Source organism: Marilutibacter maris (assembly GCF_006546735.2).
Classification (GTDB): Bacteria; Pseudomonadota; Gammaproteobacteria; order Xanthomonadales; family Xanthomonadaceae; genus Marilutibacter; species Marilutibacter maris.
Genome location: NZ_VICD02000327.1, coordinates 1 through 4,788, shown reverse-complemented (window position 1 = coordinate 4,788; position 4,788 = coordinate 1). Strand labels below are relative to the sequence as shown.

The 4,788-nt window shown below is 70.8% G+C and carries 4 protein-coding genes; 2 read left to right on the top strand and 2 right to left on the bottom strand.

All coding sequences use genetic code 11. The annotated features are described in order from the left end of the window. Both FKV24_RS18255 and FKV24_RS18250 read right to left on the bottom strand, forming a co-directional pair. Positions 1-1,568: ATP-binding cassette domain-containing protein (locus tag FKV24_RS18255; protein ID WP_141483411.1), on the bottom strand; the 1,568-nt coding region annotated here is incomplete at its 3' end. A gap of 37 nt (positions 1,569-1,605) precedes the next feature. Continuing rightward, a complete protein-coding gene (locus tag FKV24_RS18250) occupies positions 1,606-3,195 on the bottom strand; it encodes a protein adenylyltransferase SelO (protein WP_141483410.1) in 1,590 nt (529 codons plus the stop codon). A gap of 237 nt (positions 3,196-3,432) precedes the next feature. Between FKV24_RS18250 and FKV24_RS18245 the strand changes: the two genes are divergently transcribed. Both FKV24_RS18245 and FKV24_RS19985 read left to right on the top strand, forming a co-directional pair. After that, positions 3,433-4,473, top strand: coding sequence for a diguanylate cyclase domain-containing protein (locus FKV24_RS18245; protein WP_141483409.1), 1,041 nt, complete (start codon positions 3,433-3,435; stop codon positions 4,471-4,473). Positions 4,474-4,625: 152 nt separating this feature from the next. Beyond that, positions 4,626-4,788 (top strand): DEAD/DEAH box helicase (locus FKV24_RS19985; RefSeq protein ID WP_141483408.1); only part of this gene is annotated, 163 nt, incomplete at its 3' end.

The following is a 4,788-nucleotide window of genomic DNA, read 5'->3' as shown; positions in this document are numbered from 1 at the left end:
CGCAGCCAGTCGCTGTAACCGCCCACATATTCGCCGACCCGCCCCTCGCCCTCCATCACCAGGGTCGAGGTCACCACGTTGTCGAGGAAGTCGCGGTCGTGGCTGACCAGCAGCAGGGTGCCCGGGTAATCGGCCAGCAATTCCTCCAGCAGTTCCAGGGTCTCGACGTCGAGGTCGTTGGTCGGCTCGTCCATCACCAGCAGGTTCGAGGGCTGCGCGAACAGCTTGGCCAGCAACAGCCGGTTGCGCTCGCCGCCGGACAGCCGGGTGATCGGGGCCCGCGCCCGCTCCGGAGTGAACAGGAAGTCCTGCAGATAGCCGATCACATGCTTGGACTTGCCGCCGATCTCGACGTGGTCGCGGCCCTCGGCGACGTTCTCCAGCGCGCTCCAGTCCTCGCGCAGGGTCGCGCGGTACTGGTCGAAATAGGCGACCTGCAGGTTGCTGCCCAGTCGCACCTCGCCGCGGGCGGGCTCGAGCTGGCCCAGCAGCAGCTTCAGCAGGGTGGTCTTGCCGCTGCCGTTGGGCCCGATCAGGCCGATCCGGTCGCCGCGCATCACCGCGGTGTCCAGGCCCTGGACCAGCGGCCGTTCGGCGAAGGCGAAACACAGCCCGCGGGCCTCGATCACCTTGCGCCCGGACGACTCGCCCTGGGCCATCGACATCTTCACGCTGCCCTGCAGCTCGCGCCGCCCGGCGCGCTCGACCCGCATCTGCTTGAGCCGGCGCACCCGCCCCTCGTCGCGGGTGCGGCGCGCCTTGATGCCCTGCCGGATCCAGGCCTCTTCCTGCGCCAGCAGCTTGTCGAAGCGGGCGTTCTCCTGCGCCTCGGCGTTCAAGCGCTCCTCGCGGCGGCGCAGGTAGTTGTTCCAGTCGCCGGGCCAACTGGTCAGCGCGCCACGGTCGATCTCGACGATCCGGGTCGCCAGCGCGCGCAGGAAGCGGCGGTCATGGGTGATGAACACCAGCGCGCCCGGCCAGTTCTTGAGGAACCCCTCCAACCAGTCGATCGCCTCGATGTCGAGGTGGTTGGTCGGCTCGTCCAGCAACAGCACGTCCGGCGAGGACACCAGCGCCCGGGCCAGCAGCACCCGCCGTTTCATGCCGCCGGACAGGCGCGCGAACACCGCATCGCCGTCCAGTTCCAGCCGCTCGAGCGTCTCGGTCACGCGCTGGTCCAGCGCCCAGCCGTCGGCGGCCTCGATCCGCGCCTGCACCCGCGCCAGCGCCTCGGTGTCGACCGGATCGGCATGGCTGAGGTGGTGGAACTCGGCCAGCCACGCGCCCAGTTCGCCCAAGCCGGCGGCGACCACGTCCCAGACGTCGCCCTCGGCGCCGGCCGGCACCTCCTGTTCGAGGCGGGCGACACGGACACCCTCGCTACGCCGCACTTCGCCGTCGTCCGGCTGCAGGGCGCCGTCGATCAGGCGCAGCAGGGTCGACTTTCCGGCGCCGTTGCGGCCGATCAGGGCGATGCGCTCGCCGGCTTCGATCGAGAGATCGACGCGCTCCAGCAGCAGCGGGCCGCCGACGCTGTAGTCGACGTCGATGAGATTGATCAGGGACATCCGCCCATTCTAGCGGGCCGGCGCGCCGCTTCGCGGCTCAGGAGCTGCAGGACAGCATCGAGCAGCCGGCGCGATCGCGGGCCCAGTCCGGACGGCGGGCGGCGAAGGCCTCGCGGCCGGGCTGTTCGTCGTAGGGCCGGCGCATCACCTCCAGCAGCTCGGTCACTCCCGCGATATCGCCCTGGTGGGCACGGTCGATCGCCTGCTGGGCGAGATAGTTGCGCAACACGTAGCGGGGGTTGGTCGCCTTCATCAAAGCGCAGCGGTGCTCGTCGGGAAGCGGGTCCTCGTCGACGCGCTTCGCGTAGGCGGCCAGCCACTGCAGCAGCGCCGGCGCCACCGCCTCGCGCTTGTCGGCGTCGTAGAACGCCGCATCCAGCGCGTCCAGCGACGGCGCCGACAGGTCCACTCCGGGCAACCCGCGGAAGAACAGGGTCATGTCGATCTCGCCGGCCTTCAGCAGCTCGCGCAGGGACTGCATCAGGGCGATGTCGTCGTCGCGGCAGGCCTCCAGTCCCAGCTTGGCCGCGGTATTGCCGCGTTCGGCGCGGTTGAATGCGTCCACGTAGCGGCGCAGCCCGTCCTGCAACGCCTCGACACCGTCGAACAACGGCGCCAATGCGCCGGCGAGACGGCCGAGGTTCCAGTAGGCGACCTGCGGCTGCTGGCCGAAGCGGTAGCGGCGATGCGTCGCGTCGGTGGTGTTCGGGGTCCAGTCCGGGTCGTAGTCGTCGATCCATCCGTAGGGCCCGTAGTCGATGGTCAGGCCGAGGATCGACATGTTGTCGGTGTTCATCACCCCGTGCACGAACCCCACCCGCATCCAGTCGGCGACCATCGCCGCGGTGCGCTCGCAGACCTCGCCGAACCAGTCGCCGTACAAGGCCTCGCCCGCGCCGGACCGGTGCCGTTCGGACAGATGCGCGAAATCGCGGCGGATGCAGAAGTCGACCAGCTGGCGCAACAGCGCCTGGTCGCCGCGCGCGGACGGCAGCTCGAAGTTGCCGAAGCGCAGGAACGAGGGCGCCACCCGGCACACGATCGCGCCCGGTTCGGCCTCCGGATGGCCGTCGTAGAACATGTCGCGCACCACCGTCTCGCCGGTCGCGACCAGGCTCAGCGCGCGCGTGGTCGGCACCCCGAGGTGATGCATCGCCTCGCTGCACAGGAACTCGCGGATCGAGGAGCGCAATACCGCGCGGCCGTCGGCGCTGCGCGAATACGGGGTCGGGCCGGCGCCCTTGAGCTGCAGCTCCCAGCGCTCGCCGGCGGCATCGAGCACCTCGCCCAGTCCGATCGCGCGGCCGTCGCCGAGCTGGCCGGCCCAGTGGCCGAACTGGTGGCCGCCGTAGTTGGCGGCGAACGGCGCCATACCGTCCAGCAGGCGATTGCCGGCCAGCACCGCCGCCGCCAGCGGGCCGTCCATGAAGGCCCCGTCCAGGCCCAGCCGCTCGGCCATCTCCGCCGACCAGGCCAGCATCCGCGGCGCCGGCACCGGGGTCGGCCGCACCGCGGACCAGGCGGCGCCTTCGACCTGGCGGGTGCCGGGTCCCTGGTCGGGATCGCCCGGCATCTCGCGGACAAAGGCGTTGTCGAAGCGTAATATCGGTGGCGAGGAGATGGGCATTCGGGGACGCGCCGGCAACGCGTTCGGTTCGAAGGGGAGCCCGACCATGATCGCACGCGCTCTGCGCCGGATCTGACGTCCCCCGAGCCGGCACGCCCCGAATTCGCATCGCCGACAACAACAGGGAGCCGCACGACAGGACGCCGGGTAACACAGCTTCGAACCAGGGGGCCACGGTCGATGGGTCTGATCTCCGCATGGCGTGGACGCAGGTGGCGTCGGCCACGGCACCGGCAATTGCCGGCCTCGGAACGCGTTCGGCTGCTCAGGTTCACATTCGCCAAATCGCGCGCCGGACTGACCCTGCTGACCTTCACCATGCCGCTGCTGTTCGCGGTGGGCTGGCTGCGCGACCTGGTGGTGCTCGGCGCGTCGGCGCGCTGGACCCTGCTGTTGCGTCTGGCGCTGGTGCTGGCCCTGCTGATCGCGGCCTGGCTGATCCGCGCTTCCGGCTTCAGCCGCCGCACGGTGGTGTTCGGAATCCTCTACACCCTGGTGTTCAGCGTCGCGATCGCGGCCACCACCGCGATCGAGCCCGCCCGACTGAGCCTGACCCACGTGGCGGTCATGCTGATGGCGGTCATCCTGCTGCCGTTCGCGCTGTCGCGGCTGGCCGCGACCGGGATCATCGCGGCGCTGGCCCTGCCGATGTGCGGGCTGCTGTGGCACCTCGGCGCGCCGCTGGCGCTGTGGGGCGCCTACGGCCTGTTCTTCGGCGCCGGTTGCGCGATCGGCCTGACCCAGCGCGCGGCCCATCTGGGCGCGTCGGCGGACATCTTCATGCACCGGCAACGATTGCTGGAACGACTGCATCGCGACTCGCTCACCGGCACCGCCAACCGCGACGGCTGGGAAGCGCGCGCCGAGCTCATGCGCCGCACCCATCAGCGCGCGGGGACGCCACTGTCGGTGGTGTATTTCGATCTCGACCACTTCAAGTCGATCAACGACCGCTACGGCCATGCCCGCGGCGACGCCCTGCTGCAGGAAGTGTCCACGGTGATGCGCGCGCAACTAAGAAAGTACGACCTGCTGGCGCGGATCGGCGGCGAGGAGTTCGTCGCCCTGCTGCCGGACCTGGACGCGGCGGCCGCGACCGGGGTCGCCGAACGCATCCGCCGGGCGGTCGCCGCGATCGACACCCCCGCGTCGGTCACGATCAGCGCCGGAGTGACCCAGGTCCGCGACGGCGAGCCCCTGGAAACCACCACCGACCGCGCCGATGCCGCCCTGCTGGCCGCCAAGCGCCTGGGACGGGATCGGGTCGAGCAGGCCTGAATCCGCCCCTGGACGGGCTCCGCCGGGCCGTTCCGGAGCGGGCCCGCCGCCCCAATCCACGCTGACCCGCGAACCGCGCGACGCACGGGATGCCACCGTCGGAGCGTAGAATGGGCGATTGGCCCTCGCGGGCAGTCCGAGGGAGCCCTCCAATGAACAACGATAGCGCGAACGACGACAGCAGCCCCCTGGGCTTCGGCGATCTCTCGCTTCCCGAGCCCCTGCTCAAGGCCCTGAGCGAGGTCGGCTACGAGTCGCCCTCGCCGATCCAGGCGGCGACCATCCCGCCGCTGCTGGAGGGCCGCGACCTGCTGG

Coding starts and splice junctions, on each gene's coding strand:
- FKV24_RS18250 (WP_141483410.1), bottom strand. CDS start 3,195: ATGCCCATCTCCTCGCCACCGATATTACGCTTCGACAACGCCTTTGTC.